General features: G+C 67.3%; 29 protein-coding genes and 1 tRNA gene. 13 read left to right on the plus strand and 17 right to left on the minus strand.

Annotated elements, in window-relative coordinates; translation table 11 throughout:
* Nucleotides 1–132: 132 nt before the first annotated feature.
* On the plus strand, nucleotides 133–1,209 hold the full coding sequence (locus BLS11_RS01770; protein ID WP_092532028.1) for an archaeosine biosynthesis radical SAM protein RaSEA: 1,077 nt from the start codon (nucleotides 133–135) through the stop codon (nucleotides 1,207–1,209).
* A gap of 286 nt (nucleotides 1,210–1,495) precedes the next feature.
* Here the strand turns inward: BLS11_RS01770 and purQ are convergent, their stop codons facing one another.
* Both purQ and purS read right to left on the minus strand, forming a co-directional pair.
* Nucleotides 1,496–2,179: a phosphoribosylformylglycinamidine synthase I gene (purQ, locus tag BLS11_RS01775; RefSeq protein ID WP_092532031.1), complete on the minus strand. Its 684-nt coding sequence runs from the start codon at nucleotides 2,177–2,179 to the stop codon at nucleotides 1,496–1,498.
* Between the two features lie 94 nt (nucleotides 2,180–2,273).
* Complete coding sequence (gene purS, locus BLS11_RS01780; protein WP_092534417.1) at nucleotides 2,274–2,525, minus strand: phosphoribosylformylglycinamidine synthase subunit PurS; 252 nt, start codon at nucleotides 2,523–2,525, stop codon at nucleotides 2,274–2,276.
* A gap of 233 nt (nucleotides 2,526–2,758) precedes the next feature.
* Here purS and BLS11_RS01785 point away from each other — a divergent pair, with 233 nt between their 5' ends.
* Nucleotides 2,759–3,766, plus strand: coding sequence for a formyltetrahydrofolate deformylase (locus tag BLS11_RS01785; RefSeq protein WP_092532034.1), 1,008 nt, complete (start codon nucleotides 2,759–2,761; stop codon nucleotides 3,764–3,766).
* A 37-nt stretch (nucleotides 3,767–3,803) separates the two neighbouring features.
* Here BLS11_RS01785 and BLS11_RS01790 read toward each other — a convergent pair whose 3' ends face one another.
* A complete protein-coding gene (locus BLS11_RS01790) occupies nucleotides 3,804–5,036 on the minus strand; it encodes an outer membrane protein assembly factor BamB family protein (protein ID WP_092532037.1) in 1,233 nt (410 codons plus the stop codon).
* Nucleotides 5,037–5,176: 140 nt separating this feature from the next.
* On the opposite strand from BLS11_RS01790, the gene BLS11_RS01795 reads away from it, so the two are divergent.
* A complete protein-coding gene (locus BLS11_RS01795) occupies nucleotides 5,177–5,386 on the plus strand; it encodes a hypothetical protein (RefSeq protein WP_092532040.1) in 210 nt (69 codons plus the stop codon).
* Here the strand turns inward: BLS11_RS01795 and BLS11_RS01800 are convergent, their stop codons facing one another.
* On the minus strand, nucleotides 5,387–6,454 hold the full coding sequence (locus tag BLS11_RS01800; RefSeq protein WP_092532043.1) for a phosphoribosylaminoimidazolesuccinocarboxamide synthase: 1,068 nt from the start codon (nucleotides 6,452–6,454) through the stop codon (nucleotides 5,387–5,389).
* 150 nt (nucleotides 6,455–6,604) lie between these two features.
* Here BLS11_RS01800 and BLS11_RS01805 point away from each other — a divergent pair, with 150 nt between their 5' ends.
* Nucleotides 6,605–7,381: an NAD-dependent deacylase gene (locus BLS11_RS01805; RefSeq protein ID WP_092532046.1), complete on the plus strand. Its 777-nt coding sequence runs from the start codon at nucleotides 6,605–6,607 to the stop codon at nucleotides 7,379–7,381.
* Nucleotides 7,382–7,444: 63 nt separating this feature from the next.
* Nucleotides 7,445–7,612 carry a hypothetical protein gene (locus BLS11_RS19225; protein WP_175454347.1) on the plus strand — a complete coding sequence of 56 codons (168 nt, stop codon included), beginning with the start codon at nucleotides 7,445–7,447 and terminating at the stop codon, nucleotides 7,610–7,612.
* Between the two features lie 44 nt (nucleotides 7,613–7,656).
* On the opposite strand, the gene BLS11_RS01810 is transcribed toward BLS11_RS19225, so the two are convergent.
* Nucleotides 7,657–8,139 carry a DUF5518 domain-containing protein gene (locus tag BLS11_RS01810; RefSeq protein ID WP_175454348.1) on the minus strand — a complete coding sequence of 161 codons (483 nt, stop codon included), beginning with the start codon at nucleotides 8,137–8,139 and terminating at the stop codon, nucleotides 7,657–7,659.
* Between the two features lie 179 nt (nucleotides 8,140–8,318).
* Between BLS11_RS01810 and cofH the strand changes: the two genes are divergently transcribed.
* The 3 genes from cofH (at nucleotide 8,319) to BLS11_RS01825 (ending at nucleotide 10,994) form a co-directional block, all read left to right on the plus strand.
* Nucleotides 8,319–9,713 carry a 7,8-didemethyl-8-hydroxy-5-deazariboflavin synthase subunit CofH gene (cofH, locus tag BLS11_RS01815; protein WP_092532049.1) on the plus strand — a complete coding sequence of 465 codons (1,395 nt, stop codon included), beginning with the start codon at nucleotides 8,319–8,321 and terminating at the stop codon, nucleotides 9,711–9,713.
* 9 nt (nucleotides 9,714–9,722) lie between these two features.
* Nucleotides 9,723–10,271, plus strand: coding sequence for a metal-dependent hydrolase (locus BLS11_RS01820; protein ID WP_092532052.1), 549 nt, complete (start codon nucleotides 9,723–9,725; stop codon nucleotides 10,269–10,271).
* Between the two features lie 114 nt (nucleotides 10,272–10,385).
* Nucleotides 10,386–10,994: a hypothetical protein gene (locus BLS11_RS01825; RefSeq protein WP_245698654.1), complete on the plus strand. Its 609-nt coding sequence runs from the start codon at nucleotides 10,386–10,388 to the stop codon at nucleotides 10,992–10,994.
* Nucleotides 10,995–11,246: 252 nt separating this feature from the next.
* Here BLS11_RS01825 and cofG read toward each other — a convergent pair whose 3' ends face one another.
* The 5 genes from cofG to BLS11_RS01850 all read right to left on the minus strand — a co-directional run bounded on the left by cofG (nucleotide 11,247) and on the right by BLS11_RS01850 (nucleotide 16,550).
* Complete coding sequence (gene cofG, locus BLS11_RS01830; RefSeq protein WP_092532058.1) at nucleotides 11,247–12,404, minus strand: 7,8-didemethyl-8-hydroxy-5-deazariboflavin synthase subunit CofG; 1,158 nt, start codon at nucleotides 12,402–12,404, stop codon at nucleotides 11,247–11,249.
* Nucleotides 12,405–12,682: 278 nt separating this feature from the next.
* Complete coding sequence (locus BLS11_RS01835; RefSeq protein ID WP_092532061.1) at nucleotides 12,683–13,432, minus strand: CofC family guanylyltransferase; 750 nt, start codon at nucleotides 13,430–13,432, stop codon at nucleotides 12,683–12,685.
* A gap of 50 nt (nucleotides 13,433–13,482) precedes the next feature.
* Nucleotides 13,483–14,277: a DUF4398 domain-containing protein gene (locus tag BLS11_RS01840; RefSeq protein ID WP_092532064.1), complete on the minus strand. Its 795-nt coding sequence runs from the start codon at nucleotides 14,275–14,277 to the stop codon at nucleotides 13,483–13,485.
* Nucleotides 14,246–15,430: a tubulin/FtsZ family protein gene (locus BLS11_RS01845; protein WP_175454349.1), complete on the minus strand. Its 1,185-nt coding sequence runs from the start codon at nucleotides 15,428–15,430 to the stop codon at nucleotides 14,246–14,248. The genes BLS11_RS01840 and BLS11_RS01845 overlap by 32 nt, the downstream gene beginning before the upstream one ends.
* A gap of 226 nt (nucleotides 15,431–15,656) precedes the next feature.
* Nucleotides 15,657–16,550, minus strand: a complete 894-nt coding sequence (locus tag BLS11_RS01850; RefSeq protein ID WP_092532067.1) for a complex I NDUFA9 subunit family protein — start codon at nucleotides 16,548–16,550, stop codon at nucleotides 15,657–15,659.
* 165 nt (nucleotides 16,551–16,715) lie between these two features.
* Here BLS11_RS01850 and tmk point away from each other — a divergent pair, with 165 nt between their 5' ends.
* On the plus strand, nucleotides 16,716–17,324 hold the full coding sequence (tmk, locus tag BLS11_RS01855; protein ID WP_092532070.1) for a dTMP kinase: 609 nt from the start codon (nucleotides 16,716–16,718) through the stop codon (nucleotides 17,322–17,324).
* Between the two features lie 4 nt (nucleotides 17,325–17,328).
* Here tmk and BLS11_RS01860 read toward each other — a convergent pair whose 3' ends face one another.
* Complete coding sequence (locus BLS11_RS01860; RefSeq protein WP_092532073.1) at nucleotides 17,329–17,649, minus strand: DUF7991 family protein; 321 nt, start codon at nucleotides 17,647–17,649, stop codon at nucleotides 17,329–17,331.
* Nucleotides 17,650–17,753: 104 nt separating this feature from the next.
* On the opposite strand from BLS11_RS01860, the gene BLS11_RS01865 reads away from it, so the two are divergent.
* Complete coding sequence (locus BLS11_RS01865; RefSeq protein ID WP_092532076.1) at nucleotides 17,754–18,800, plus strand: thiamine pyrophosphate-dependent dehydrogenase E1 component subunit alpha; 1,047 nt, start codon at nucleotides 17,754–17,756, stop codon at nucleotides 18,798–18,800.
* Nucleotides 18,801–18,809: 9 nt separating this feature from the next.
* On the opposite strand, the gene BLS11_RS01870 is transcribed toward BLS11_RS01865, so the two are convergent.
* On the minus strand, nucleotides 18,810–19,043 hold the full coding sequence (locus BLS11_RS01870; RefSeq protein WP_092532079.1) for an Lrp/AsnC ligand binding domain-containing protein: 234 nt from the start codon (nucleotides 19,041–19,043) through the stop codon (nucleotides 18,810–18,812).
* A gap of 86 nt (nucleotides 19,044–19,129) precedes the next feature.
* On the opposite strand from BLS11_RS01870, the gene BLS11_RS01875 reads away from it, so the two are divergent.
* Together BLS11_RS01875 and BLS11_RS01880 are read left to right on the plus strand one after the other, a co-directional pair.
* On the plus strand, nucleotides 19,130–19,813 hold the full coding sequence (locus tag BLS11_RS01875) for a potassium channel family protein (protein ID WP_092532082.1): 684 nt from the start codon (nucleotides 19,130–19,132) through the stop codon (nucleotides 19,811–19,813).
* A 1-nt stretch (nucleotide 19,814) separates the two neighbouring features.
* Nucleotides 19,815–20,045 carry an Lrp/AsnC ligand binding domain-containing protein gene (locus BLS11_RS01880; protein ID WP_092532085.1) on the plus strand — a complete coding sequence of 77 codons (231 nt, stop codon included), beginning with the start codon at nucleotides 19,815–19,817 and terminating at the stop codon, nucleotides 20,043–20,045.
* 47 nt (nucleotides 20,046–20,092) lie between these two features.
* Here BLS11_RS01880 and BLS11_RS01885 read toward each other — a convergent pair whose 3' ends face one another.
* The 4 genes from BLS11_RS01885 to BLS11_RS19235 all read right to left on the minus strand — a co-directional run bounded on the left by BLS11_RS01885 (nucleotide 20,093) and on the right by BLS11_RS19235 (nucleotide 21,649).
* On the minus strand, nucleotides 20,093–20,596 hold the full coding sequence (locus BLS11_RS01885) for a DUF5813 family protein (RefSeq protein WP_092532088.1): 504 nt from the start codon (nucleotides 20,594–20,596) through the stop codon (nucleotides 20,093–20,095).
* Between the two features lie 260 nt (nucleotides 20,597–20,856).
* The gene (locus BLS11_RS19230) at nucleotides 20,857–20,994 is read right to left on the minus strand and encodes a hypothetical protein (RefSeq protein WP_175454350.1); all 138 of its coding nucleotides are present in this window, start codon (nucleotides 20,992–20,994) and stop codon (nucleotides 20,857–20,859) included.
* A 246-nt stretch (nucleotides 20,995–21,240) separates the two neighbouring features.
* Nucleotides 21,241–21,426, minus strand: a complete 186-nt coding sequence (locus BLS11_RS01890; protein ID WP_092532091.1) for a DUF8015 family protein — start codon at nucleotides 21,424–21,426, stop codon at nucleotides 21,241–21,243.
* 67 nt (nucleotides 21,427–21,493) lie between these two features.
* Complete coding sequence (locus BLS11_RS19235) at nucleotides 21,494–21,649, minus strand: hypothetical protein (protein ID WP_175454351.1); 156 nt, start codon at nucleotides 21,647–21,649, stop codon at nucleotides 21,494–21,496.
* A gap of 366 nt (nucleotides 21,650–22,015) precedes the next feature.
* Here BLS11_RS19235 and BLS11_RS01895 point away from each other — a divergent pair, with 366 nt between their 5' ends.
* Nucleotides 22,016–23,311, plus strand: coding sequence for a carboxylate--amine ligase (locus tag BLS11_RS01895; protein ID WP_175454352.1), 1,296 nt, complete (start codon nucleotides 22,016–22,018; stop codon nucleotides 23,309–23,311).
* 54 nt (nucleotides 23,312–23,365) lie between these two features.
* Here BLS11_RS01895 and BLS11_RS01900 read toward each other — a convergent pair.
* Nucleotides 23,366–23,450, minus strand: a tRNA-Leu gene (locus tag BLS11_RS01900).
* Between the last annotated feature and the right edge of the window lie 8 nt (nucleotides 23,451–23,458).

The following is a 23,458-nucleotide window of genomic DNA, read 5'->3' on the forward strand; positions in this document are numbered from 1 at the left end:
AGAGAGTAACCGCGAGCAGTTACGTCCGTCACGTCGTCCGGTTTCGCCGGGGAGAGCGGCGCGGACTCCCCCCGGCTTGCGGCGGCGACGCAGACGAAGCGGATTTACGGACTCGTCGGGTACGAGAGCGTAATGAGTAAGCCGAGCCCCGAAGTGTACGAGCGGGGGAAGGGCATGGACGCCCACAATCAGGTGATGCGCGAGATCCGGTCGCAGAAGGACGAGACCTACGACCCGCACGAACCGACGCGCGTCTGGATAGACGAGGACAACACGCCGGACGGCGTCAAGCAGTCGCTCACTATCATCCTCAACACCGGCGGCTGTCGCTGGGCGCGCGCCGGCGGGTGTACGATGTGCGGGTACGTCGCCGAGTCCGTCGAGGGCGGCAGCGTCGCCCACGAGGCGCTGATGGACCAGATTCAGGTCTGTCTCGACCACGAGGAGGAGAACGCCGAGGAACCCTCCGAACTCGTCAAGATATACACGTCGGGCTCGTTCCTCGACGAACGCGAAGTCGGCGCGGAGACGCGCGCGGCCATCGGCGAGACGTTCGCCGACCGGGAGCGCATCGTCGTCGAGTCGCTCCCGGACTTCGTGGAACGGGAGAAACTCGAAGACTTCACCGGCGTCGGCTTGGAGACGGACGTGGCCGTCGGCTTGGAGACGGCGACGGACCGCGTGCGCCACGACTGCGTGAACAAGTACTTCGACTTCGCCGACTTCGAGGACGCCTGCGCGGAGGCCGCAGAGGCGGGCGCGGGCGTGAAGGCGTACCTGCTGATGAAGCCGCCGTTCCTCACCGAGTCGGAGGCGCTCGAGGACATGAAGTCCTCCGTCCGGCGGTGCGCCGAGGTGGAGAACTGCCACACCGTCTCGATGAACCCGACGAACGTCCAGCGTTACACGATGGTGGACGAACTCTACTTCAACGGCGGCTACCGCCCGCCGTGGCTCTGGTCGGTCGCCGACGTGCTCGAATCGACCGCCGACGTGGACGCCATCGTCGTCTCCGACCCCGTCGGACACGGTTCGGACCGCGGCCCGCACAACTGCGGCGACTGCGACGACTTGGTGCAGAAGGCCATCAAGGACTTCGACCTGCGGCAGGATCCCTCGGTGTTCGAGCAGGTGTCCTGCGACTGCGAGGGGACGTGGGAAGTCGTCTTAGCGGAGGAGACCAGTTACTCGATGCCGCTGACGCGGTGAGTTAAGCAGCTTCAAACTCGGGTAGGCGTCCGCTACCGTCCGCGAAGGCGGCGCGTAGTCTTGTTCTCCCCCGTCCTCGCCCTCGACAGAGTGCGACGCTTCCGCGCACGGTTCCCCGCGAGGGCGTCGCCCGCCCCAAAACGATGTACACGTACAACACGGTCTACTACGAAGACGGTTGGCTGGAAATCTCCGCAGAAGAAAACGCCGACGCGTGGATAGCCACCAGTTCGCCGAGCGAAGTCGTCCCCTGAGACGACCGAACAGAGCCTCTCGAACTCCCCGATTACGCGCCCTCGAACCCCGAGAGGACGCCCTGACCGTCGGTGCTGTCCCCGAGGTCGGGGAGACAGGCGCGTTCGGGGTGCGGCATCAGGACGGCGACGGTGTCGCGTTCGCCGAGGATGCCCGCGACGTTGCCGCGAGAACCGTTCGGGTTCGACTCCTCGGTGACGTTCCCGTCGGCGTCGCAGTACCGAAAGAGGACGCGGTCGGCCGCTTCTAGTTCCTCGTAGCGTTCGTCGCTTATCTCGAATCGACCCTCGCCGTGGGCGATGGGCAGTGCGATCACGTCGCCCTCCTCGTACGCCGCGGTCCACGGCGTGTCGGCGTTCTCGACGCGGAGGTGGACGCGTTCGCACTGGAAGCGCGCGCTCTCGTTCGTCGTGAACGCGCCGTCGGTGAGGCCCGACTCCGAGCCTATCTGCGCGCCGTTGCAGACGCCGAGGACGGGGACGCCCCGTTCGGCGGCCTCCCGAACCTCGCTCATGACGGGCGACCGCGCCGCCATCGCGCCGGCGCGGAGGTAGTCGCCGTAGGAGAACCCCCCGGGGAGGACGACCCCCGTCACGTCGTCCGGGAGGCCGTCCTCGTGCCACACGCGTTCGGCGTCGATTCCGAGGTGCGAGAGCGCCCGTACGGCGTCTCTGTCGCAGTTCGACCCGCCGAACTGGACGACGGCGACCGTCATCTGGAGTCACCTCCGTGTGACGCCTCGACGGTCGGCGTCGAGAAGGTGACCGTCATCGGGAGACGCCTCCGTGCGTCGTCAATCTACGGAACATCTACGCTTCCGCCACCTCGACGTCGTAGTCGTGGATGGTCGGGTTCGCGAGGAGTCGTTGCGCCATCTCGTCGGCGCGGTCCTCGGCCTCGTCCGCCGAGGGAGCGTCTAAGTCCACCTCGAACTGGTCCGCCGAGCGAAGCGTCTCCAACTCGAAACCGAGGCGTTCGAGCGCTCGCTTCGTCGTCTCGGCCTCCGGGTCGAGGACGCCGCGCTTCAGGCGAACCGTCACCGTCGCGGTGTAGGTCGTCATCGTGTTGGGGTGCGCGGTCATGGGCAAAAGACGTTTTGGACTGCCTCCGATATGCACGAACGTGGGTATCGATGCCGCGGCGAGCGGCGTCCGTCGGCGACCCGGGCGGACGGGAGAGACGGCCGCTTCGCGGCCACGACGGCCGAGAGACGACCGAAGATGGACACCCTTTTGCGTTCGGACACCCTCGAACCGCCGATGACTCCGTTCGAAAGCAGCTGGAGGTGGGACCGATGACAGACCTGACCGAGATTACCGTCATCGGAGGAGACAAGACTGGACTCATCGCGAACGTCACCACCCTGCTGTTCGAGCGCGGAATCAACGTCGAGGACTTGGACCAAGCGGTCCGCGACGGCATCTTCCGGATGACGCTCCACGCGGACACCTCCGAGATGGTCTGCACCGAGGAGACGCTCCGGGACGCGCTGTCGGAACTCGGCGACGAACTCGGCGTGGACGTGCAGGTCCGCTTCCCGTCGGACCGCGAGACGCAGCAGATCGCCGTGCTCACGACCAAGGAGTCGCACTGTCTGGAGGCGCTGTTCGAGGCGTGGACGAACGACGAACTCGGCGCGGACATCTCCGTCGTCATCGGGAACCGCGACTCCCTCGAACCGCTGGCTTCGCAGTACGACGTGCCGTTCCACGACATCGGCGACGAGAAGGGGTCGCCCGACGAGGACGAACTGCTCGAACTGCTCGAGCAGTACGACGTCGACCTCATCGTCCTCGCGCGCTACATGCGCATCCTCAGCCCGAACGTCGTGTTCCGCTACGAGGACCGCATCATTAACATCCATCCCTCCCTGCTGCCGGCGTTCCCCGGCGCGGCCGCCTACCGGCAGGCCAAAGAGGAGGGCGTCCGCATCGCGGGCGTCACCGCCCACTACGTGACGACGGACTTGGACCAAGGTCCCATCATCACCCAACGGGCGTTCGACGTGCCGGACGACGCCAGCGTCGAGGAGATAAAGGAACTCGGCCAACCGCTCGAAGCCGACGCGCTCCTCGAAGCGGTCCAACTCCACCTCGACGGCGCCGTCAGCGTCCACCGCGGACGGACCAGCGTTCGCGAGGACGCAGACGAGTCCGAGTACCAACTCGGAATGACGAAGCAGGCCCGCGAGGCGAACCCGGACCGGCCCGTCGACGGCCTCGGCGACGCACTCGCCGACGCGCCCGAGTCGGCGGACGAGGACGACGAGGCGGAAGCGACTCCGGAACCCTCCGACGACTGACCCCTCCGACGACTGACGACCGACGCCCCGAACCGCTTCAGGGGCCGAAGCGGTCGAACCCGCCCCGCCACTCTTCTACCGTCTCGCCGCTTCGACTCCCGAAGTAGAGCGCGCCGTCCGCCAGCGACGGCGCGCACGTCACCGTCCGCGCTATCGACCGACGCCAGCGCTCCGTTCCGTCGAACCCGACTTCGTAGACCGTTCCCTCCCGCGTGACGCCGTAGATACCGTCGTCGGCCGCGACGGGCGCGTAGTGGCGTTCGTCGGCGGGGCCGGCCGTCCACGCCGTCTCCCCCGTCGCGGGGTCGAACGCGCGAAGCGGCGCGTTCCACCCGCCGACGAGGACGAGTCCGTCCGCGAGGACGGGTTGCTCGTACCGGAGGTGCTCGCCGTCCGTCGTCCGGTTCCGCGTCCACTCCACGCTCCCGTCGGCCATCGAGACGGCCGAGAGGACGCCCTCCTCGTCCACCGAGAAGCACCGACGCTCGCCCACCGCCGCAGGGTCGTAGGTGGAGGCCACGTCGGCCTCCCACCGGACGCTCCCGCCTTCGGCGTCGAGACAGAACAGGCCGCCGCCGTTCCCGTCGTACCCGTTCGAGACGACGACGCCGTCCGCCGTGGCCGAACACGTCTGGGCGGCGGGCATCTCCTCCTCGGTCCGCCACAGACGCTCGCCGGTGGCGGCGTCGAGTGCGAGGAAGCGACGGCCGCCGACGTAGACGCGCCCGTCGCGGACGGCGGGCGAGACGTGCGGGAAGCCGTATCCGCTCCGGTAGTACCAGTTCACCGCGCCCGTCTCCGCGTCGACGGCGCGAGTCCCGTTCGTGTCCTCGACGACGACGGCGTTACCGACGACGGTCGGTACCCCCACGTCCGGTTCGGTGCCGAACCGCCACCGCTCGGCCCCGCTTTTGTCCACCGCGACGACGCCCGAGAACGGGTCGTCTCCGTCCTCGCCGCGTTCGAACCACCGGCGGACGACGAACAGGAAGAAATCGGGGCCGACGACGACCTGTCGCTCGGGAAAGTGATTCGCCCCGTGGAGACGCGTCAGTCGGGCGTCGGCGTCGGGTCCCGGTCCGTCGGCGGACGCCGTTCGGCGGGCGTCGTGCCCCAGCGTCGGCCACGGGCCGGAGTCGCCGGACGGGTCCGCATCTCGTCGGTGCGTTCGCGGGAGGTACTGCGCTCTGAGTCCGGTACACCCGGCGGTTCCGAGCGTCGCGGCGGAACCGAGGGCGGCGAGGACGCATCTGCGGGTTGGAGGGCGCACGCTAAAACGCTCGAAAAACCGACTTAAAGGTCTTCTGTCACGTCACCGCAACGCTTCGCGTTTCGGTTGGCAGACGAGACGCTTCGCGTCTCGTCGACGTCGCCGCCACGCATTTGCCGAGTCTCGTGCTACTGTCCGCCGTGGATTCCGGACTCCGCCGCCTCGCGTACGTCCTCTACGGCGGATGGGCGTTCGCCACCGCGGTTCTCGTCGCCGCCCGCGTCGGGTTCGCCCCCCGACTCGACGTGTTGTCGTGGGCGGCCCTCGCCGGCGCGGGGATACTCACCGTCGTCGGCGCCGCCGGCCTCGGCGAACGGGCGGTTCGGGTCGTCCTCTCGTGGTTGGAGTAGTCAGAGGTTCCGGACGCGTTCGACGGCCGCCTCGACGTCGGGCGCGTCGAACCACTCCGCGCCGGTGTAGGCGTTCGTCCCCGCGGCGTACATCTCCGCCACCGCGTCGAGGACATTCTCTGGAAGCGGTTCCGGGTCGCGTTCGCAGAGGCTCCGCCAGTCGGCGACGCCCTCGGCGTCCGCGCGGGACTTCGCCTCCGAGACGGCCTCGACCCACTCGGGGTCGGCGCGTTTGTAGTACTGCCTGACGACTTCCTTCGACACCTCTTGGCCCTCGTAGGAGAAGCGGTTCTCGTCGAACGTGCCGACCACGTCGGCGACTTTGACCGTGCCATCGTGGTAGAGACACTCGATTTTCCCGTCCTCGTGGACGAACCCGCCGCGTTCCGCGCGGCCGTTGAGGACGTGGTTGACGGCGAGCGCCAACTCTTCGAGGCGGCCGATATCGACGGCACCGGCGATTTCGTCGGCCTCCTCGCGGTCCAGATAGCGGTCCCGTTCCTCGTACTTCGTGGAGAACTCGACGACCGGTTCGGGGAGGTCGACCGCCTCGTCGGGCCACTCCTCGACGTCGAGGCCGTACTCCGCCGGAGACCCCCGCGTTCGGAGACTCGACCCCACCGGGACGGTGTTGCGGAAGACGATTTCGAGCGGAATCAGGTAGTTCTCGCCCGCCGCCTCGTGGTAAGCGTCGTAGTCGTACGTCCCGTCGCCCACGTACGGCAGGTCCGGCACCTGCGTCAGTTCGATGGCCATCTCCGTCGGCGGTTCACGACACTCCGCGAGTTCCTTCACCTCGCCGTCCTCGACGACGTCGCCAGACGACGTCTGGCGGGCCGTAGAGCTTCGCTCTACGACGCCGAGGTAGTGCGTCGGGACGTGGTTCACGTCGAGGAGTTCGAAGTTGTGCGCGCCCATCGTACAGAGGGAAGCGCCCTTCCCCGGGATGTGGTCGGGCATCTCCCCCCAGTCGAACACGGAGTACTGGTCGGTGAAGACGAACCGCCCCCGTCCGAGTTCGTCGGCCGTCGGCGACTCCTCGACTCGGAACTCCTTCACGCTGGTCATGTGCCTCCGTGGCCACCCATCGCACAAGTAACCTTCCACTTCCGTGCCCACCGACCCCGTTAATGGGGCATTTCATATGCACGTTCGTGGTTATAGGCGTACTAACCGGATCGGCGCGACACTTTTCATCTAGGACTTACTACGGGTAGTATGGACGACGAGTTAGCCAGCGTGGCGGACGCGCTGGCCACCGCCGAGAGCGCAACTGCGATGACGGGGGCCGGGGTCAGCACGGCGTCGGGTATCCCCTCCTTCCGCGGCGAGGACGGCATCTGGAACACCGACTTCGACCCGGACGACTTCAGCAGCGACCGATTCCGAGACGACCCCGACGGCTTCTGGCGCGACCGCCTCGACTTACACGAGCGGATGTTCGCCGCCGACCCGGAACCGAACCCGGCCCACGACGCCCTCGTCCGACTCGAAGAGATGGGCGTCGTAGACGCCGTGGTGACGCAGAACACCGACGGCCTCCACGAGGAGGCGGGCTCCGGCCGCCTCATCGAACTCCACGGCAACGCCTCCCGCGCCGCCTGCGTGGAGTGCGACGCGACGGTGCCCGCCGAGGAGGCGTTCGAGGCGGTCCGCGGGGGCGAGACGCCGCGGTGTCCCGCCTGCGAGGGCCTCATGAAGCCCGACGTGGTGCTGTTCGGCGAGGAACTGCCGTACCACCCGTTCGACGCCGCGCGCCGGATGGCCCGCGAGGGCGACCTGTTCCTCGCCGTCGGGTCGTCTCTGACCGTCGACCCCGCCGCGTCGCTTCCGGAGGAGGCGTCGCGGTTCGGCGGCGAACTCGCCGTCGTCAATCTGGAGGAGACGGAGAAGGACCGAGTCGCCCACCACGTCGTCCGCGAGGACGCGACGGAGGCGCTTCCGGCACTCGTCGAGATGGTCGAGGCGCGACTGGCCGCGAAGCAGTCCGTCTGAACGGGCGGTCCGCGGACGGGACTGATAGACACGACTATTACGCGGACGGACCCTTTCGGCGCGATGAACGAACCGAGCCGATTCTACTCGACGCCGTTTCTCCTCACGTTGGTCGTCGTCCTCCTCTGTGTGGACGTGTTGGCCGAGACGCACGGCGCGCCCGCCTTCTCGTTTTACCCTTCCGCCGTTGTCCTCGTCCTCGTCGTCCCTCGGGCGCTAGTTCGAGAGTGACGGTACGGAGAGGAGAGCGAGGGCACTGAGGAGAGACGGGACAGTTACTCGCGCGGCCGGACGGTCGCTTCGGCGTCGCCGCCGTCCATCTCCTCGCGCACGTAGACGCCGAGATAGCCGCCGAGGGCCGAAAGTCCCGCCGAAAGTAACAGCGTCGCGCCGACGACGAACAGGAGGAGAGTAAAGAACACGAGCGCTCCGGCGACGGCGTTCTCCACGACGGTGAGAAAGCCCAACGCGCCGAGGACGAGGGTGAGAACCGCCACGAGAGGGACGGCCGCGAGTGCGCCGGAGACGGCACCGACCTTCGCGCCCTCCTCGCGGGTGCCGTAGTGGAGGTAGCCCGCGACTCCCCCGCCGAGGACCGGCGAGAACGGCACGAACGACGCGACGATACTCACGAGTGCGCCGAGGAGCGCGCTGACCCAGAAACTCGTCCCGTCGTCGGACCGGTCCCGACGACCCGACGGACGCGGCCCACCGTCCACGTCCGACCAGTCGGTCTCTATCGTGGGTTCCGTTTTCATACCCCACAGTACGCGCGCCGCGGTAATAATCGCTCTCACGAGGGTCGCGCCGCGCGCCCGCCGTACGCCGTTCGGCATCGGCGGGTCGGCCCAGAGTCGCCGCCTACCGCGCCGCCGTCCGTCGGTCACCCCCGCCGCGACCGCCTCACTTTTGTGTCTGCCGGTTGTGGAGTCGTAGCATGACCGACGCGCCGGCGACGGACTCGGACGACCAGTTCGACTTCGAGCACACGCCCGAGACGGACCAGTCGTTCGAGAACGCGTTGGCGAAGGCGCGAGACGGCGACAGACTCACCGTCGCCGACGGCATCGAACTGATGACGACGGGGACGGACGTTTCCGGCATCGACCCGGTTCGGAAGGAGAAGGTGCTCGAAGCCGCGGACCGCCGCCGGGCGGAGATGGTCGGCGACGACGTGACGTTCGTCGCGAACCTGAACAACAACGTCACGACGGCGTGCAACACGGGCTGTCTGTTCTGCAACTTCAAGAACACCGCCCACCAGTTCGAGTCCGACTACGAGGGCGAGCACACAGGGTTCACGAAGACGCCCGCCGAGTCCCGCGAAATCGTCGAAGACGCCCTCGAAACGGGCATCTACGAGGTCACCTCCGTCTCCGGCCTCCACCCCGCGTTCGTCCTGAACGAGGAACACCGCGAGATTCTGGAGCGCTACGACGACCCCTACGCCGAGGTGGACTACAAACCGCCCGAAGCGTACGATACGGACCCCGGCACGTACGTCGAACAGATGCGCGCGATGTCCGTCGGCGGCGCGCACCTCCACTCGATGACGCCCGAGGAGGCGTACCACGCGCGGCGCGGCACCGACTGGTCCTACGAGGACGTCTACCGCGAACTGAAGGCGGCCGGTCTCTCCTCGGCGCCCGGCACCGCGGCGGAGATTCTCGTCCCCGAGGTGCGCGAGGTCATCTGTCCGGGGAAGATAGGCACCGACGAGTGGGTCGAAGGCATGGAAGGGGCCGTCGCCGCCGGACTCGACGTGACGGCCACCATCATGTACGGCCACGTCGAGAACGAGGCCCACCGCGTCATGCACCTGAAGGTGATTCGGGACCTGCAGGACCGCACCGGCGGCATCACGGAGTTCGTCCCCCTCTCCTTCGTCCACCAGAACACCCCGCTCTACGACCGTGGACTCGTCACCGGCGGCGCGTCGGACGACGAGGACGAACTGATGATAGCCGTCTCCCGCCTGTTCCTCGACAACGTCGAGAACATCCAGTCGTCGTGGGTGAAGTTCGGGAACGCGAAGTCGCTGAAACTGCTGAACTGCGGCGCGAACGACTTCATGGGCACCATCCTCTCGGAGGAGATTACCAAGCGCGCGGGCGGCGGATACGGCGAGTACCGGTCGTTCGACGACTACGTGGAGATGGTATCGGCCATCGGCCGCCCGCCGGTCGAACGCTCGACCGATTACAGGGAACGCCGCCGCATCGACCCGGACGACGGCCCGCACGGCCCGATGCTCGGCCCCCGCGCCGACGGGACGCCGATGCTCTCGGGTCGCACCGAGGGGACCGGTTCGACGGCCCGCGCGGACGACTGAGGCCGACCCGTGATGGTGACGACGCACGCCGCGGCGGGACTCCTTCTGGCGGTTCCGGTGGCGACGGCGGCCCCGGAACTGGCCGCCCCGGCCGCCTCGGGCGCACTCGTCGGGGGCGTCCTCCCCGACGTGGATCTGTTCGTCGGCGTCCACCGCCGGACGCTCCACTTCCCGGTGTACTACACGCTCTGTGGCGTCCTCGCCGCTATCGTCGCCTCCGCCGCGCCGACGCCGCTTTGGGTCGCTCTCGCCCTCTGTCTACTGTCTGCGGGCCTCCACTCGATTTCGGACTGGTTCGGCGCTGGCGAGGAACTCCGCCCGTGGGAGCGAACGTCGCCGCGGGCCGTCTACGTCCACCCCCTCCGACGGTGGCTTCGCCCGAAGTACGTCGTCCGCTACGACGGGGCGCCGGAGGATTTCCTCCTGACCGTCGTCCTCGCCGCCCCCGCCGCCTACGTCTTCGACGGCGGCGTCAGAGTCCTCGTCGTCGCCGGCGTCCTCCTCGCTCTCGTCTACACGGCGTTCAGGAAGCGCGTGCCCGACGTGCTCGGAATCTGACCGGCGGGCGGTCCCCGACGAACGCTGTCGCGCAAGAGATATACGTCGGTAGCGGTTGATTCGCTGTGAGATGAGTACCGAGAGGCATCGCGCGGGTTCGGGTGGTCGCGGATGATGGCGATGACGCACGTCGCCGTCGGCCTCGCCCTCGCCGCGCCCGTCGCCCTCGTCGCGCCGGACCTCGCGCCCGCCGCCTTAGCCGGGTCGCTCGCGGGGGGCGTGTTTCCGGACCTCGACATGGTCGTCGGCGAACACAGACGGACGCTCCACGTCGCGGAGGCGTACGCGCTCTCGGCGGTCGTCTGTCTCGCCCTCGCGGCCGTCGTCCCGTCGGCGCTTTCGACCGCGGCGGCGGCGTTCTTCGTCGCCGCGACGCTCCACCCGATATTCGACTTGGCGGGCGGCAGTACGGAGGCGCGCCCGTGGGAGGCGGCGACGAACCGCGGCGTCTACCTCCGGTCCGCGGGCGGGTGGGTCGCGCCGCGTCGCTGGATTCGCTACGACGGCGCGCCGGCGGATTTCGCGCTCGCAGTCGTCCTCGCGGTACCGGGCCTCGTCCTCTACGGACCGACCGTGCGCGCGGGAACGGTCGCACTCCTCGTCGTCGGCGCACTCTACACGCTGGCGCGAAAGCGCATCCCGCAACTGTCCGGCCGGGTCGAACTCCCCGTGCCGCCGGTTCTGACCGCCGTCGTGACCGTCGTCTCGTTCTTCCGTCGCTGACGCGCAAAACCCGGTATCTTCGCCGCTTAGCCGCCGCGCCGGCGGTCGGTGACCGACTGGCGGCGCACCTCGTGAATCGGGGTCGAACCGGGGACTGCGACGGCCCACGGCGCGTCTATCTCACACATACGGTACCCTTCGCGGGCGGCGGATAGACGGTCGTCGGTGGTTCTCGCGCCCCGAGAACGCGGGTACCGGACCGACGGACGCCCGCCGTCAGTCGTCCGCGACGGCCCAGCGTCGCCGTCGCGGTCAGTCGTCCGCACCGACCGCGAGCGGACCGTCCCGGCGCGCGACGCCGCGGTAGCGTTCGCCGTGCACGTCGTCCGCCCCGATGGCGTCCCGCACCGCCGGCGAAAGCCACTCGCCGGGCGCGGGGCGGCCGTCGAAGTCCTCGCGTCGGTGGGCCTCGGGCAGGTAGCGGTCGTAGACGGGCAGGCGTTCGTACAGGGGGACGCCCGCCCCGTCGGCGATGTCGCGGAGTTCCCGCAGGGCGGGCCACTCGTAGTCGGGGTTGATGTAGTCGTCCGTCACGGGCGAGACGCCGCCCAAGTCGTCGACGCCGCAGTCGAGGAGTTCGCGCGTCGGCGAGAGGTTCGGCGGCACCTGCACCGACACCTCCTCGGGGAGGGCGACGCGCGCCATGGCGACGACGCGGCGCATCGTCTCCACCGACGGTTTCTCGAAGTCGGAGCGTTCGTTCGGGACGACGTTCTGGACGATGACCTCCTGTACGTGGCCGTACCGTTCGTGGAGTTCGCGAATCGCGAGCAGACTTTCGGCCCTGTCGCGCCACGTCTCGCCGATGCCGACGAGGATGCCCGTGGTGAACGGGACGCCGACTTCGCCCGCGGCCTCGATGGTGTTGAGTCGCTGGCCGGGCGTCTTCCGGCGCGTCCCCGAGTGCGCCCGCACGTCCGCCGTCGTCTCTAACATCACGCCCATGCTGGCGTTGACCGGCGCGAGCGATTCGAACTCCGCCGCCGTCAGGTCGCCGGGGTTGCTGTGGGCCAGCAGTCCCTCCGCCATCGCCATCTCGCAGACGTCGCGCAGGTAGTCCAGAATGTCGTCGTACCCCCACTCCGCTAACTGGGCGTGTACCTCCTCGTAGCGTTCGTCGGGCTCGTCGCCGAACGTGAAAAGCGCCTCCGTGCACCCGGCGTCCGCGCCGACGCGCAGTCGCCGCCGCACCTCCTCCGGCGAGAGCAACGACGCCTCGCCCGGCACGTCGTAGTAGGTGCAGTACGTGCAGGTGTAGCGACAGGCCGTCGTCAACGGCAGGAAGATGTTCCGAGAGAACGTCAACTCCGGCGCCGCATCGACGTCCGCGGGCGAGGCGTCGAGGAGTCGTTCGACGTCGCCCTCCGCCACGTCGACGGACACGTCGTACTCGTCGATGCCGGGGAACATGCGTTCGGGTGCGTCCCGAGGGCACAAAAGGGTGTACACTCCCCGCAGGGGGGAAACGGGGGTGTACGACCGTCGGGCGCCGCCGCGGGACGGGGAGACGCGGCGACGCCCCCGTCGAAAGGACGGACGGCGGGAGATCCGCCCGCGAAGACAGGGGATGGGGCAACGCGCGACAGTACGGTTCAACCGGTGTGCCGGAACAGCCGACGTGCCGCGCACACTGACGATTCGACTCTACCCATATGTCTTTACTGGCAGATTATTTAGGAAACGAGGGGTTACGGCTCCCGAACGACGCCGACGCGCCCCCCGGAGACGTCGAGTTCGAACCCCGCCTCGCGCAACCACCGCTTCGACTCCCCGCCGCCGTGGAGCAACACCTCCGCGAGGTCCGACGGTTCGTCCACGTCGGTGGAGAGGCGCATCGAATCGAGGACGCCGACGGACGCACCCGCCTCCCCGGCGATGCGGCGGTGGTCGCGGTAGGACGCGCCGTGGTAATCGACGCGGAATCCCGGGTGGCGGACGACGAGTGCGTTCGTCCCGCCGCCGCGTCCGGGCGCGATAACCACGTCGCCTTCGGCGTCCGCGAGTCGCCGCACGGCCTCCGGCGTGGCGAGTGCGAGGTCCGCCATCGCCACCGCCACCTCCCCGTCGCGGGCCACGTCCGCAAAGGCGACGGGTTCGTCGTCTCCGCGTTCGAGTTCGCCTTCGCTCCCGTCTCCGTTATCGCTTTCGCCGCCCTCGCTTCCATCGCCTCCGTCGTCCTCCGACGCGTCCGAACCGCCGAGGCGCGCGAGGACGCCGTTGACCGCGGGCGTCAGCGCTCTGTCGTCCACGACGACCGGAGCGTCGGAAACCGCGACGGGTTCGGTCGCCAACACGACCGGGTCGTGTCCCGCGCCTTCGACGGCGTCGAGAACGTCGCGCAGCATCGCCCGAGAGAACGCTCGTCGCTCCGACTCGCCCAGTCGCCCCGCGAGGCGACTCTTCGGGTCGCGGTCGGTGTACGGGACGACGACGCGCATGGGTAGTACGTTCGAGCGAGCGTCGATAAAAAAGTGCGTTGGAGCGGGCGTTAGCCCAATTTGTCGTAGCTGTCCTGTTGGGACCGCCAGTAGAGGAATCCACCGGCGAACAGGGCGACGACGAGTACGCCGCCGACGGCGTACATCGCGAGCTGTTTCGTCTGGCTCGACTGCTGTGCGTTCTCGGCTTTCGTCTGGGCTTCGCTCGCGAGTTTCGTCGCGAGGTCGAAGTTACCGTTCTCGTAGGCGTCCACCGCGTTGGAGAACTGCTGTTCGGCCTCCTTCGTGTTCGCGCCCGATGCGCTCTGGATGGCCGACTGCGCCTCGTCGAGTGCGGCGCGCGCGTCGTTGCTCTCCTGCGTGAAGTGGTGGGTGGACCACGTGCCGATCTCGTTGGAGGACCCGCCGGAGCGAGTCTGCGTCAGTTCCATCGCGGTGAACTCCTGTGCGGGGTCGTAGCTGTACGACTCCACCTCGGGGACGGTGCCGGTGACGGTCACCTCGACTTCGCTCGTCCCGTCGGCCGCGGAGACGTCCGCGCCGCTGAAGTTCTGACCGTCGAACTCGTCCTGTCCGACCTTCGCGCCGGTCTGGTCGTAGTAGACGACGGTCCACGTCACGTCCGTCAGTTCCGTAGAGCCCGCGAGCGTCCACGATTCCAACTGCGGGTTCTTGTACAGTTCGTCGAGCGTCACCGTCGCGGTGACCTGTTGACCGACTTCGCTCTCGGCGGGGACGTCGTCGTTCCCGACGGAGACGGCGGCCGCTGGAACGGCCACCAGAGAGAGGGCGAGCAGACAGGCCAGCGCGAGCTTAAAACAGCGATTCAAGCTCGTCTTCGTCATCGTTGATGAGATTTTGCAAGTTGTCGTTACTCTCCTCTCGGATCTCGTCGATGTTGTCCTGCGCCTCGATGGCGACCTGCTGGAGTTCCTTGATGCGCGGCACGTTCGTGACGCCCGAAAGCAGGATGACGGACGCGACTTTCCCGGCCCCGCGGATGGGGTAGTCGCCGCCGCGGACTTCCATGCTCCCGGTCTGCTCCTCGATCCACTTCCGCCCGCGCTCTATACCTTTCCGGTTGAGATGCTCCGGCGGGCCGGCCATCACCAGAAGGGCGCGTTCGGTGCCCTCTATCTCGCAGGGGAGCGTGAGGCGTCCGAGCGCCGCCTTCCGCACGAGCGACGTGATTCGGTTGGTCGTGTGGGCGGTGTCGAGATTCGTGTCCTCTTCGCCGCCGGTGAGTCGAGAGAGCAGTCCCCCGCCGGAACCGCCCTCACTCTCGACGCTCTCGGAGGCGTAGCCGACGGTGGAGACGCCACCGCCGGCGAGCGTGTTGATAATCTCGGAGGAGTCGACGACGCTCTCTGCGACTTCGCCCCCCTGTTCGACCTCTCCGGCCCCGAACAGGACGCCGAAGCGGTTGACTATCTCCTCGTTAATCTCGTCGTACCCACCCTGTACGGACTCCCCGGTCTTCCGCCACGCGTCGTTGTCGAACACCATGAGGTTGTCCACCTCACGGACGAACGTCTGGAACGACCGCGCGGCGTTGAGGGTGTAGATACCCCCTTCGTCGCTGCCCGGCAGGATGCCGAGGCCGTACACGGGTTCGGTGTAGATTCGTTTCAGGTGTTTCGCTAATACGGGCGCACCGCCGCTCCCGGTACCGCCTCCGAGTCCGGAGACGACCAAGAACGCGTCCACTTCGTGGACGGGGATCGAGTCGATGGCACCTTGAACTTCGTCGATGTCTTCCTCGGCGATTTCGGCGCCGAGTTCGTTGTCGGCACCGACACCGTGGCCCTTCACGCGCGACTGCCCGATGAGCACGCGTTGGTCCTGCGGAATATGTTCGAGTCCCATCAAGTCTGCCTTCGCCGAATTGACTGCGACGGCCGCGCGGACGATGCCCGACCCTTGCCGCTTGTCGTATTCGACGAATTTATCGACTACTTTTCCCCCAGCCTGCCCGAATCCGATCATTGCGAGCTTCATCGTTTCTCCGGTCCCCTCGCCATTGAATATATGCCAGCACCAACGTAGACATAAGCCTTGTGATGCCGGAATGTCGATTCAGGGGAATATAACGGGGTAAATCGCCGGACGTAACCGGGCTGTTAACGAGTCGTTACACCGACGGATAGGCGTCCTTCGAGGTGGAAGGTATGAATTTATATATAACTCTTTCGGCCGTTCGGGCGGGAATTCCCTCCGTCGGCCGTCAGGTTCCCTGCCGGTAGAGGTACGCGCGGACTGTCGTCAGGTCGTCACTATCGACGCCGAACGCGCCGACGTCGTTGTCGTCGGTCGTGTTGTCGAACTGAAGCGATCGGTACTGGTCGGACCCCATGGGGAACCCCGGAATCGCCCCGCCGACGGCGAGGCCGATTCGCGCGAGCGGCATCGGAACCGGAACGACGGTCGTAGACCGGCCCTCGGACTTGTGGATGAGTTTCGCTATCTCCGCGAGGGTGAGTTTCTCCGGGCCGGCGACCTCGTAGATCCGCCCGGCGTGTTCCTCCTGTTCGGCCGCGTCCGCCAGCATCGGCGCGAAGTCGCCGACCCAGAGCGGTTGGAACCGCGTCTCGCCGCCGCCCGGAAGCGGACTCACGTACGGCGGAGCCAGCAGTTTCGTAAAGGAGAGGAACTCGCCGCCCTCGCCGAAGACGACGGAGGGGCGGAAGACGGTGTAATCGAGGTCGGAGTCGGTCACTATCTCTTCGGCCCGGCCCTTCGCGCGGATGTACGCCGTCGGGCCGTCGGGGTCCGCGCCCAACGCGCTCAGGTGGACGTAGCGCCCTACGTCGTTGTTCTCCGCGGCGCGGACGACGTTCTCGGTCCCCTGTCGGTGGACTTTGTCGTGCATCTCGTTGCCCCCCTTCGGCTTGAACAACGGCGAGAGCGCGACGAGGTTGAACACGGCGTCCATCCCCTCGAAGGCGCCTTTGATGGAGTCGTACGCCGTCACGTTCCCCATCGCGTTGTTCACCTTCGCCGGCAAGTCGTCGCCGCCGGGACTCCGCGAGAGGGCTGTCACTTCGTGCCCGCGTTCGACCAGTTCGCGACAGAGGTGGCTCCCGATGAATCCGGTTCCGCCCACGACGAGAACGTTCATGGCGTCTACGTCGGCTTCTGAACAGGTAAATGTACTTCCCGTCCCCCGGTTTCGCGGTCGTTCCGCGGCCGTCCTACCGCCGTCTGGCGACCTGCCGGTGGCGCGACGGGCGTCCGACGTCCGAATCCCGCGCGCTTTTACTCCCTCCGCGTTCCACGTCGGAGTATGCTCATCACGCTCGAAGGACTCGACGGAAGCGGGAAGACGACCGCGTGGGAGGCGTTACACGACGCCTATCCCGACGCGGTGTTCACCCGCGAACCGACGGAGTCGTGGTACGGCGACGCCGTCTATCGGTCGATGTCCGACGAGGACGCGGACCCGCTGGCCGAGTTGTTCCTGTTCACCGCCGACCACGCCGACCACCTCTCGCGGGTGATTCGCCCGGCGTTGGAGGCGGGGAAACTCGTCGTCTCGGACCGCTACTCCGACTCGCGGTTCGCCTATCAGGCGGCCACGCTCTCGGAGACGGACCTGACGCGACCGCTGGAGTACGTGCAGGGCATCCACGCGGCGTTCTCCCGCCCGCCGGACGCGACCATCTATCTCGACGTGGACCCCGAGACGGCCGCCGCCCGCGCGGGGGCGACGAACAAGTTCGAGCGAGCGGAGTACCTCGCGGCGGTGCGGGACAACTACGAGGAACTCATCGAGGCGAACCCCGAACGGTTCGTCCGCATCGACGCGACTGAACCGCCGGAGGACGTCGTCGAGATGGTCGAACGGAGCGTCGAGCGACTCCTGCGGGAACGCGAACGGCGCGACGGGGCGTAACCGACTACTGCGTCTCCGGCAGGTCGTACTCCTCGGGCGGCGGCACGTACAGGGTGTCGATTGCGAATCCGAGAGCCAGCGGCATCCCGACGGACGCGCCGAGCAACGCCGGGACGCCGAGGTTCAACCCGGCCCCGATGGGGAGGACGCCGAAGAACAGGAGCGTCGAGACGACGAGGACGACGGGGATGAGAAGCAGCGAGTAGACGACGTACCCCCACTGGGTCTTCAGCCGGATGCGGAAGAACCGGGTTAACACCGCCGCCAGAAGCGTGTGACCGACGAGGACCGCCCCGAACAGCACGAGGTTGACGACCGAGACCATACGCCGCGTACGTCGGCGGCGAACTTTACACCCTCGGCTTTCGGGACGGGGTTCGACTCCTGCAATCGCGGAACTTTATCAGGAGTCGCGGCGAGAACTCGGTCATGCACCGACTCGTCGGAGAGCGCTCCCTCGAAGAGACGTGGCTCACCGAGGTCGACGCCCGCGCCGCCTTCCGAGACATGGTGCGAGCGCGTCGGTTCGACGACCGCGCCCTCGCCCTCCAGCGACGCGGGTGGATGAGCGGGTACCCGCCGTTCCGCGGGCAGGAGGCGTCGCAGGTCGGCGCGGCCCACGCGCTTCGGGAGGACGACTGGCTGTTCCCCACCTACCGTTCGAACGCCCTCCAACTGGCCCGCGGCGTTCCGATGAGCGACATCCTCCTGTTCCGTCGCGGCCGCGCGGAGTACCACTCGGACCACGATATCCCCGTCTTCCCGCAGGCGGTGCCCATCGCCACGCAGATACCGCTTGCGACGGGCGCGGGGATGGCCGCGAACTACCGGGAGGAGGAGTACGCGGTCCTCGTCTGCTTCGGCGACGGCGCGACGAGCGAAGGCGACTTCCACGAGGGGCTGAACTTCGCGGGCGTCTTCGACGCGCCGGTCGTCTTCTTCTGCGAGAACAACGACTGGGCCATCTCGATGCCGCGGGAGAGACAGACGGCGAGCGACTCCATCGCGGCCAAAGCGGAGGCGTACGGCTTCGAGGGCGTGCAGGTGGACGGCAACGACCCCCTCGCGGTGCGGGAGACGGTCACCGACGCCCTCGCGTCGGCGCGGGACGGCGACCCGGTTCTCGTGGAGAGTCTCACCTACCGGCGGGGGCCGCACACGACGGCGGACGACCCGAGCGTCTACCGCGACGACGAACCGGACTTACCGGAGTGGCGGACGCGCGACCCCCTCGAACGGTACGAGGAGTTCCTCCGCGGGGAGGGCGTGATAGACGACGCGTTCGTCGAGACGGTCCGCGAGGAGACGGAGGCGGAACTGAAAGCCGCCGTCGAGGAGGCGGAATCCGTCGAACCGGCGGACCCCGACGACGTGTTCGACCACGCCTACGGGTCGCTCCCGCCGGATATCGAACGCCAGCGAGCGTCGATGCGGGACCGCCTCTCGCGACACGACCCGAACGAACTCGACCGCTGACTCCCCGCGTCAGTCGTCCATCGAGATGTACGTCTTCGTGTCCGTCACGCCCTCTAGCCCCTGAACGCCGCTGGAGGCGGTCTTCAACACCTCGTACACCTCGTCGGACTCAACCTCCGCGATGATGTCGTAGTCGCCCGCGACGATGTGCGCCTCCGTGACTGTCGAGAGCTTTCGGATGGGGTCGAGCAGTCGTTCCGACTCGCCCGCGGCGGTTTTCACCATGATGAAGGCGTGTACCATGACACACACATGCACGCATCGGCTCAAAGCGTTTGTGCCGCCGTCCGGGGTAAGGTTATTCATCTCACGCGGCGTACGTCCCTACTATGCGGTTCGTTATCATTGGTGCCGGACGTGTCGGTCTTCGAACGGCCCGGGTTCTCAAAGGGGAGGGACACGAGGTGGCCCTCGTCGAACTGGACCGGGACCGAATCGACCGGGCCCGCGGCGCCGGGTTCGAAGTGGTGGAGGGCGACGGCGCCCGCGAGGAGGTTCTCGAAGAGGCGGGTATCGCCGACTCCGACGCGCTCGGCGGCCTCACGGGCGATTTGAACGTGAACTTCGCCGCCTGTTCCATCGCCAAACACTACGGGCTCCGGACGGTCCTCCGGGTGGACGAGGACTACCGCGAGGAGGTGTACCAGAAGTACGCAAACGAGGTAGACGAGGTGGTGTACCCCGAACGCCTCGGCGCTATCGGGGCGAAGAACGCCCTCCTCGGCGGGTCCGTCCGCGCCATCGCCGACATCGCACAGCACCTGCAGGTCGTCCTCATGACCGTCTCCGAGGAGTCGCCGATGCGGGGGTACACCATAGACGAGGTGGCCCTGCCCGCGAGCTCGCGCATCCTCGCGTTCGGGAAGGCGGACGAACCGATGGGACTGCCGATGCCGGACCACTCGCTGGAGACGGGCGACAGAATCGCGGTTCTCGCGGACTTCTCGGTGTTAGACGAGGTTCGCCAACTCGTCGTCGGCGAGGAACTGTCGCGGGCCACGGGAGGTGCCTGAGATGGTCACCTCCTACGTCATGGTGAAGGCCTCGACCGGTGACGTAGACCGCCTCCGCGAGGAGATGCTGTCGCTGGACGAAGGCGTCCGGAGCGTCAGTATCGTCGCCGGCGACGTGGACTTCGTCGTCAAAACCGAGGTGGACTCCCCCGGCGAGGTGAAAGAGATCGCCGCGGGCATCCACGGCGTCGACGGCATCGAGGACACGCAGACGTACATGGCGATGGACTGACTCCCCCGAACCGTCTCCGCGGCCGCCGAAAATCGGAGTTTCGCCTCTCAGAGGGGCGTCCCGCCGTCCGCACCCGCCGCTTCGCTCGCGCGGTCGATGAGGCTCGACACCGGGTCGGTGTACTCGTAGCCGGGGATGACGCCCTGCACGTACGTTCCCTCGACGTAGTCGATGACCGCACCGGCGTCGTCCGCGCCGCGGCGTTCGTTCACGTCGGCGAACGACGTTTCGACCACCGCCTCCTCCCCGTCCCGGCGCACGTCCACGGACAGGTCGCGTTCGGCTTTCGTCACGCCGCCGATGTCCTCCGCCCGGAGCGCGAACGTCTCGTACCACCCGTCTTCGACGACTTCGGCCACGTCGTCCTCGACGACGGCGTCCAGCATGGGGACGCGAACCTCGACTTCGAACGTTATCTCCGCACCGTCCTCGGAGACGCGAACCGTCCCGTCGAACGCCGTCGCGGTCGATTCGAACGTCCGGTCGTCTACCTGCTCGAAGGAGCCGTGGTCGTCGAACGCTCGCCGAACGCGTCCGGATACGTCGCTCATGGTCCTCTAAAGGGAACGACGGGGCAAAAGCCCCTCGTGTCGGACGCGGCTCGGACGGATCTCTCATCGCGACGACGTATCTCGTTAGATACATCAGGGCGAGTGAACGACTCGGTCTCGTGCGGCACTTTTATGTGTCTCCCATCCATTTGACCAAGTGACGCTTCGCTTTGGAGGGCCGAAGCGTCAGCGGGGACCAATTCAGGGCGGCAGCGGTCCGCCGGGCTGCTCCCGGCGGGCCGCTACCTTTTCCCATTCTGCTACACCGCCAGCCACCGCGCCGCTTCTGGCGACGCGTTCGTCCGTTCGACGCGTAGCGGCGTCTCCGCCGGTTCGTCGGGGTCCGTCGCGTCCAACGGCTTTCGTACGAGTACCGTTCGTCCACCGAGAGGAGTCACCGCCGACCGTCCGACCCTCAGTCGTCGCTCTGCGCCGCCTCCGCCGACGAACCGCCGTCCGGCCCCTGTGCCCCGTCGACTTCGCCTGTCACGTCGCTCTCTCCGTCGTCGGCGTCCACCGTCAGATCGACGAGCAACAGGTGGACGTACTTCCTGAAGTAGCTCTTCCGAACGAACGCGGAAGGACGCCTGTCGTTCTCGTGTGGTACTCCGACGACTATCTGCGGTGATAACCGGGCCGGAACGTCACGCGAATTCGGTGACCGTCCCGACGACGAGAACGACCGCCGCCAACAGCGCGCCGAGACTGCCGGCGACGTACAACGGAATCGAGGAGAGAACGCCGACAGCGCCGCCGCAGAGGAGACTCATGCCCATCACGCCGAGCTGGTAGTCGTACCGGGTCGGCCCCACGAGCGGTCGTACGGACATCGTGTAATTACATCTAATTAGGAACCCACGAATAAGTTTGGGCTCGTTCGCACATCGGGGACGGTTTTCACTCGCTGAGACAGTCGGCGTCCATCCGGCGAGAGCGGCCGCCCGTCACCCGATTTTCCGCCTTCGCCGCCGCCTCGTACTCCTCGAGGGCGTCGAGCGACGCCTCCTCGACGAGTTCCGCAAGCGCGTGGTCGTCCACCTGGTCTACGTCCACCACCGGCCCGTCGGGTCGAAGTCGAATCCCTCGTCGGGGCTCTCGAAACCCTGTCCGTCGGAGTACCAGTGGCCGGCGTGCGGTCTTCATCCCCCTATACTGGCGCGAGACGGGGATAACCCCGTCGGAGAAACGGTGCGTTACCGAACGTTCGAGCCCTCGCTTCGGATATCCTCGCTTCGACGTTGACCACCTGCGGCGCGCCCGTCTCCGTCGCCCCCGATACGGACGCGTCGAACTCACCGCGCTTCGGATATCCCGGTGTACGCCGTCTCTTGGTCCGAGATACGATTTGCCTTATTAATTGACAGCCTAGGTGGCGTAAGCGGCGAATAATTAGGTCACTTCCGGGGAGGAGCGTTAACAATGAACGAGTCAGAGTTCGCCGGGGGAGGGGCCGCAGTCGTTCCCGCGATAAGCGTCGCCAGCAGCGTCGCTTGCCTTCGGTCCCTCGGTCGCCGCGGGGTCCGAACGCTCGCGGTGTCGGAGAAGGCGACGCCGCCGGCATTCGCCTCGAAGTACTGCGACGAACGCGCCAGCGTCCCCGACCCGGAAGAGAACCTCGACTCGTACGGAGACGCGCTGGTGGCCCTCGCCGAACGGCCCGACGTGCGGACCGTCGTCCCGTTCAGGGAGGCCGACGTGTACGCACTCGCGCGGAACCGCGATACGCTCGGAGAGCACGTCGGGACGCCGTGGCCGACGATGGAGACGCTACGCAAGGTCCAAGACAGGGTGAAACTGTTCGAGGAGGCGGCGGCGGCGGGCGTCGGCTACCCCGAGACGGCGACGCTCGACGAGTGGGTCGATTGGGACCGCGAGACCATCGTCAAATCGCGGTACACCGTTTTAGCACCCGAGTACGTCGAGGAGAGGTCCGAAAGCGGGGTGTCGGACGCCTCGACGGTGTACCTCGCGCCCGGCGAGGAACCGAACCGTTCGGAGATACGCGCCGAGATGGGCCACGTCCCCATCGTTCAGGAGTACGTCCCCCAGTCCGACGAGTACGGCTTCTTCGCCATCTACGACTGCGGCGAACCGATGGCGACGTTCCAACACCGTCAGCGACGGGGGTGGAAGTACGCCGGCGGGCCGAGCGCGTACCGGGAGTCGGTTCGGATTCCGGAACTCGAAGCGGCCGGGCGAAATCTGCTGAATCGACTCGACTGGCACGGGGTCGCGATGGTGGAGTTCCTCCGCGACGAACGGACCGGCGAGTTCGAACTCATGGAGGTGAACCCCCGATTTTGGTCGTCGCTCCCCTTCACCGTCCAAGCGGGCGTCGATTTCCCGTACCTCTACTGGCTACAGGCGACCGACCGCTCGCGCTTCGCGGAGGCGGCGTCCGAAGCGACCTACACCGCGGGGATAGGCGGGCACCTCCTCCGCGGGGAGTTGCTCTACCTCCACAGCGTCCTCTTCGAGGAGTACAACCTCGTCGAACGGCCCCGATTCGCGGACGCCGTCGCGGACGTGGCGTCCTCGCTCGTCCGAGACCCTCGGTTCGACTACCTCAGCGCGGACGACCCGATGCCGTTCGTCCGGGACGTTCGAAACTTGCTCGGGAGCGCCGCCGAGTGGGGCCGGTCCGCACTGCGGAGGTCGAGAGAGGAGGTCGTAGACGCGCCTTCGACCGATCGCAGGCTCTCTCTCTGGCGGTGACGCGCGCACCGACGACGTTCGGACGCCTCGGCGGTTACGGCTCGAAGAAACGAGTGCGGGGGATGGGATTCGAACCCATGGACCCCTACGGGAGCGGATCTTAAGTCCGCCGCTTTTGGCCTGGCTCAGCCACCCCCGCGCACCCAC

Source organism: Halopelagius longus (assembly GCF_900100875.1).
GTDB lineage: Archaea > Halobacteriota > Halobacteria > Halobacteriales > Haloferacaceae > Halopelagius > Halopelagius longus.

Bases quoted from the DNA above. Each gene is read 5' to 3' on its own strand.
- BLS11_RS01850 (WP_092532067.1), bottom strand. From the start codon at position 16,550: ATGAACGTTCTCGTCGTGGGCGGAACCGGATTCATCGGGAGCCACCTC.
- BLS11_RS01895 (WP_175454352.1), top strand. From the start codon at position 22,016: ATGAACGAGTCAGAGTTCGCCGGGGGAGGGGCCGCAGTCGTTCCCGCG.
- purS (WP_092534417.1), bottom strand. From the start codon at position 2,525: ATGACGACCTACACCGCGACGGTGACGGTTCGCCTGAAGCGCGGCGTC.
- BLS11_RS01825 (WP_245698654.1), top strand. From the start codon at position 10,386: ATGGCGATGACGCACGTCGCCGTCGGCCTCGCCCTCGCCGCGCCCGTC.
- BLS11_RS01770 (WP_092532028.1), top strand. From the start codon at position 133: ATGAGTAAGCCGAGCCCCGAAGTGTACGAGCGGGGGAAGGGCATGGAC.
- BLS11_RS01840 (WP_092532064.1), bottom strand. From the start codon at position 14,277: ATGACGAAGACGAGCTTGAATCGCTGTTTTAAGCTCGCGCTGGCCTGT.
- BLS11_RS01890 (WP_092532091.1), bottom strand. From the start codon at position 21,426: ATGTCCGTACGACCGCTCGTGGGGCCGACCCGGTACGACTACCAGCTC.
- BLS11_RS01865 (WP_092532076.1), top strand. From the start codon at position 17,754: ATGCACCGACTCGTCGGAGAGCGCTCCCTCGAAGAGACGTGGCTCACC.
- cofG (WP_092532058.1), bottom strand. From the start codon at position 12,404: ATGTTCCCCGGCATCGACGAGTACGACGTGTCCGTCGACGTGGCGGAG.
- BLS11_RS01805 (WP_092532046.1), top strand. From the start codon at position 6,605: ATGGACGACGAGTTAGCCAGCGTGGCGGACGCGCTGGCCACCGCCGAG.
- BLS11_RS01800 (WP_092532043.1), bottom strand. From the start codon at position 6,454: ATGACCAGCGTGAAGGAGTTCCGAGTCGAGGAGTCGCCGACGGCCGAC.
- BLS11_RS01870 (WP_092532079.1), bottom strand. From the start codon at position 19,043: ATGGTACACGCCTTCATCATGGTGAAAACCGCCGCGGGCGAGTCGGAA.
- BLS11_RS01860 (WP_092532073.1), bottom strand. From the start codon at position 17,649: ATGGTCTCGGTCGTCAACCTCGTGCTGTTCGGGGCGGTCCTCGTCGGT.
- cofH (WP_092532049.1), top strand. From the start codon at position 8,319: ATGACCGACGCGCCGGCGACGGACTCGGACGACCAGTTCGACTTCGAG.
- BLS11_RS01835 (WP_092532061.1), bottom strand. From the start codon at position 13,432: ATGCGCGTCGTCGTCCCGTACACCGACCGCGACCCGAAGAGTCGCCTC.
- BLS11_RS01845 (WP_175454349.1), bottom strand. From the start codon at position 15,430: ATGAAGCTCGCAATGATCGGATTCGGGCAGGCTGGGGGAAAAGTAGTC.
- BLS11_RS01810 (WP_175454348.1), bottom strand. From the start codon at position 8,139: ATGAAAACGGAACCCACGATAGAGACCGACTGGTCGGACGTGGACGGT.
- tmk (WP_092532070.1), top strand. From the start codon at position 16,716: ATGCTCATCACGCTCGAAGGACTCGACGGAAGCGGGAAGACGACCGCG.
- BLS11_RS01785 (WP_092532034.1), top strand. From the start codon at position 2,759: ATGACAGACCTGACCGAGATTACCGTCATCGGAGGAGACAAGACTGGA.
- BLS11_RS01875 (WP_092532082.1), top strand. From the start codon at position 19,130: ATGCGGTTCGTTATCATTGGTGCCGGACGTGTCGGTCTTCGAACGGCC.
- BLS11_RS01880 (WP_092532085.1), top strand. From the start codon at position 19,815: ATGGTCACCTCCTACGTCATGGTGAAGGCCTCGACCGGTGACGTAGAC.
- purQ (WP_092532031.1), bottom strand. From the start codon at position 2,179: ATGACGGTCGCCGTCGTCCAGTTCGGCGGGTCGAACTGCGACAGAGAC.
- BLS11_RS01885 (WP_092532088.1), bottom strand. From the start codon at position 20,596: ATGAGCGACGTATCCGGACGCGTTCGGCGAGCGTTCGACGACCACGGC.
- BLS11_RS19225 (WP_175454347.1), top strand. From the start codon at position 7,445: ATGAACGAACCGAGCCGATTCTACTCGACGCCGTTTCTCCTCACGTTG.